The organism is Allochromatium warmingii (genome assembly GCF_900107145.1).
GTDB classification, from domain to species: Bacteria; Pseudomonadota; Gammaproteobacteria; order Chromatiales; family Chromatiaceae; genus Thermochromatium; species Thermochromatium warmingii.
Map to the genome: position 1 here is coordinate 1 of NZ_FNOW01000075.1, position 3341 is coordinate 3341.

The following is a 3341-nucleotide window of genomic DNA, read 5'->3' on the forward strand; positions in this document are numbered from 1 at the left end:
AAAAAATCTGTTAGGTCGCTGTTGTCATTTAGCCATTATAAATTTGGCCAACGACTTGAACAGAAGTGTATCGAGCGAGGCAAAAAGCTCATTCGTGTTTGCGAAGCCTATACCAGCAAAACTGTTTCATGGAACGGTAAATTGCTCAATATCGGGTCAGCAAAAACGATTACATCAGAAGGGATCACGGTTAATCGTGACATCAATGGCGCTCGTGGAATCTTTCTACGAGCTTTGGTGGATTCACCCATCCTCATTGAGGGTGCGCGCTAATTGTCTACAAGTTTTGTAGATTTTATTAACGAAATTGAATCAGCGTGTGTTTACGAGCGTTATAGATTCCATGTCCACATCCCATTCTATCCTGCTGTGTACCTGTCCCGATCACGATACCGCCGTGCGGTTAGCCGAAACGCTGGTGAACGAATCGCTCGCCGCCTGTGTCAATCTGATTCCCAACCTGACCGCGATTTATCGCTGGGAGGGCCAGATTCAGCGCGATACCGAAGTGCTGTTGCTGATAAAAACCGTCGCGGCGGCGGTCGCGCCGCTCACTGCTCGGCTCCAGCAGTTGCATCCCTATCAGGTACCGGAGATCATCGCGCTCCCCATCGTCGCCGGATCAGATCAGTATTTGCAATGGCTCAGTCAATGTGTGAATGTACAACAGTAACTCGCCGCCTGCTGCGCCGCTGGGTGTGGCTGTGGTTACTTGGGTTGGCGAGTGTCGGCATCGGCAGTGCGCAAGCGACGGGCGGTTTATTGAATGCCAATGCCGATGCGCTTCCCGAAGTTGCGGACGCCTTCCGCGTGCAAGCATCGGTGATCGCGCCAGATCGTGCGCAACTGACGTGGCAGCTTGCGCCGGGTACCTTTTTATATGCCGATTTGCTCCAAATCACGCTCAACGACGATGCAGCGCCGGTACAACTCGGTGCGTTAGAGCGCCCGACCGGTACGCTCAAACGCGATGCGGTGCGGCCGGATGGTTCAATCGGTGATATTGAGATCTATCACGAGTCGTTTGAGATCGGCGTGCCGCTGGTGCGGGCCGATCCCGCCGCGACTGTCGTCACGCTGACCGTCAGCTATCAGGGCTGCGCGGATATTGGCATTTGCTATCCGCCGCAAACTCAGCAGCTCACGCTCAAGCTACCCGCCACCACCTCCGCTGTATCCAATCAACCCGCCGCGCCACCAGCAACCACCACCGCGCCGCTCGCCGAACAGGATCGCATCGCCGCTGTGCTTGCTACTGAAGGGCTGTGGGTGATCCTCGCGGTGTTTTTTGGTTTTGGAGTATTGCTGGCATTTACGCCGTGCGTGTTCCCGATGATCCCGATTCTCTCCGGCATCATCGCCGGTCAGGGCGCGGCACTGACCACGCGCAACGCCTTCGTGTTGTCGCTCGTCTATGTACTGGCGATGGCGTTGACCTATACGCTGGTTGGTGTGCTCGCCGGATTATTCGGCGCAAATCTACAGGCAGTGTTTCAGCATCCGGCGATTCTGACCGCCTTTGCCGCGATCTTCGTCGCGCTGGCGCTGTCGATGTTCGGCTTTTATGACCTGCAACTGCCCGCGAGTCTGCAATCGAAGCTTGCCGAACTCAGCAACCGTCAACGTAGTGGCACGCTGCTCGGCGTGGCGATCATGGGCGTGCTCTCGGCGCTAATTGTCGGCCCCTGTGTCGCCCCGCCGCTGTTTGGGGCGTTGATTTATATCAGTCAAACCGGTGATGCGCTGCTCGGTGGCGTGGCGCTGTTTGCGCTGAGTCTCGGTATGGGTGCGCCGCTGCTCGCGCTCGGCACCTCAGCCGGTACCCTGCTGCCGCGTGCTGGCGCGTGGATGGAGGCGGTTAAAGCCGTGTTCGGCGTGGCGCTGCTCGGCGTGGCGTTGCTGATGCTCGAACGGCTGCTACCGCCTGCGGTGGCGCTGCTGCTCTGGGGCGTGCTGCTCATCTGTTCAGCGGTCTACATGGGTGCCTTGACCGCCTTGCCGCCCAACGCGAGCGGCTGGCGCACCCTGCGGCAAGGGCTGGGCATGGTGCTGCTGATTTATGGCGCGTTGATGCTGGTCGGCGCGGCAGCCGGTGGCCGCGATACGCTTCAGCCATTGCGCGGACTGTGGCCGACCGACGGTTCGGTCGCCAATGCTGAACAGGCGCTGTTTAAGCCGATCAAATCGGTTGCCGATCTGGAACGCGAGTTAGCGCAAGCGCGGGCCAATGGTCAGCCGGTGCTGCTCGATTTTTACGCCGATTGGTGCGTATCCTGCAAAGAGCTGGAACGCGACACCTTTAGCGATCCGACGGTGCAAGCCGAGATGCAGCGGTTTGTGCGTTTGCGGGCCGATGTCACCGCCAATGATGCCGAGGATCGCGCCCTGATGCAGGGGCGTTTTGGTCTGCCCGGGCCGCCGGCGCTGCTGTTTTTTGATCGCGCTGGACAGGAACTCACGCCCTATCGTCTGGTCGGTTTTACACCCGCTGAACCCTTTGCCGCGCATCTGCGCCACATCGTCCCATGAAACCACTCAAAGTTATTCTCGTCACCGTGCTGGCCGGTGGCATCAGCATCGGCACGGCGATTCTGGGTCAGCAATGGCTGAGTGCTGAACGCGATGCGCCGCCAGTCAACGCTGAACGTCTGTTACCGCATACCGATGTGCTGCCGACGCTGCCGGATTTTCGCCTGACCGATCTCGACGGGCGCGAAGTGGCCAGCAGCGCCTGGGCTGGCAAGGTACTGGTGCTCAATTTTTGGGCGACCTGGTGTCCACCCTGTTTGCAGGAAATTCCGCATTTTGTCGCCATGCAGGAACAATTACGCGAATCTGGGGTGCAATTTGTCGGCATCGCCGTCGATGAGGTGGAGGATGTTCGCGCTTTTGTTGCCGAACAGCCGGTGAATTATCCGCTGCTGCTGGCGACGCCTGACGTACTCAAACTCGCGGTACAACTGGGCAATCGACTTGAAGTGCTGCCGTTTACGGTGATCTTCGATCAGCATGGTCGCCGCATACACGGTCAGATTGGCGAATTGACCGCCGCCGAACTCTCCGCCCATCTCGAACCGCTGCTCGTGCGCACCGGGCCGCATATCTCGCAGGTGTCAGCGCATCCCTGATGCTCTAGGGCGATCGCGCTATATAGTTTTCCTATTGTGTTCGCCGAGCAGTAGCTCCATCCGGTAGTTATCGTTGAGCGCGGCGCGTAGTTTTCGCTGGCGCAGACTGTCCTTCGGTGGCCCATTGTGCTGCAAGAGGTTGAGCGCCATACGACGCAGCAGGGCCAGATTCTCGGGGCTATGGTCGTGGCGGGTGCGACAGGCATCTTCGCC

The 3341-nt window shown here is 58.8% G+C and carries 5 protein-coding genes; 4 read left to right on the plus strand and 1 reads right to left on the minus strand.

Going from position 1 to position 3341, the window contains the following annotated elements:
- The 4 genes from BLW10_RS13390 to BLW10_RS13405 form a co-directional block, all read left to right on the plus strand.
- The coding region (locus BLW10_RS13390) for a zinc ribbon domain-containing protein (RefSeq protein WP_143117077.1) at positions 1-273 on the plus strand (273 nt) is incomplete at its 5' end.
- A 70-nt stretch (positions 274-343) separates the two neighbouring features.
- Entirely contained in the window at positions 344-673 is a 330-nt protein-coding gene (gene cutA / locus BLW10_RS13395) for a divalent-cation tolerance protein CutA (protein ID WP_091335527.1), read from the plus strand.
- The gene (dsbD, locus tag BLW10_RS13400) at positions 640-2529 is read left to right on the plus strand and encodes a protein-disulfide reductase DsbD (protein WP_091335528.1); all 1890 of its coding nucleotides are present in this window, start codon (positions 640-642) and stop codon (positions 2527-2529) included. Before cutA ends, dsbD begins: the two co-directional genes overlap by 34 nt.
- A complete protein-coding gene (locus BLW10_RS13405; protein ID WP_091335530.1) occupies positions 2526-3128 on the plus strand; it encodes a TlpA family protein disulfide reductase in 603 nt (200 codons plus the stop codon). Before dsbD ends, BLW10_RS13405 begins: the two co-directional genes overlap by 4 nt.
- Positions 3129-3146: 18 nt before the next feature.
- On the opposite strand, the gene BLW10_RS13410 is transcribed toward BLW10_RS13405, so the two are convergent.
- Positions 3147-3341: transposase (locus BLW10_RS13410; RefSeq protein WP_425425889.1), on the minus strand; the 195-nt coding region annotated here is incomplete at its 5' end.

Coding starts and splice junctions, on each gene's coding strand:
- cutA (WP_091335527.1), top strand. CDS start 344: ATGTCCACATCCCATTCTATCCTGCTGTGTACCTGTCCCGATCACGAT.
- BLW10_RS13405 (WP_091335530.1), top strand. CDS start 2,526: ATGAAACCACTCAAAGTTATTCTCGTCACCGTGCTGGCCGGTGGCATC.
- dsbD (WP_091335528.1), top strand. CDS start 640: ATGGCTCAGTCAATGTGTGAATGTACAACAGTAACTCGCCGCCTGCTG.